Here is a 211-nt window from a genome sequence, read left to right on the forward strand (position 1 = left end):
GTGTGAAACAGCGTCATGACTGGTTTGTGGAACGTATTAACGCCATTAACGAACGTTTTGGACTGTTTAGCGAAATTCGTGGGCTTGGACTGCTGATCGGCTGCGTACTGAATGCGGAATATGCCGGGAAAGCAAAACTCATCTCGCAAGAAGCGGCCAATGCAGGGGTGATGGTACTGATTGCCGGCGCTAACGTGGTGCGTTTCGCGCC

1 pseudogene is annotated in these 211 nt (G+C 52.1%); it reads left to right on the plus strand.

The features are described 5' to 3' along the window. Positions 1-211, plus strand: a pseudogene (locus FDX22_RS12115) (aminotransferase class III-fold pyridoxal phosphate-dependent enzyme); the annotation flags it as partial.

The sequence above is a fragment of the Citrobacter sp. TBCS-14 genome, assembly GCF_005280805.1.
Classification (GTDB): domain Bacteria; phylum Pseudomonadota; class Gammaproteobacteria; order Enterobacterales; family Enterobacteriaceae; genus Citrobacter; species Citrobacter gillenii.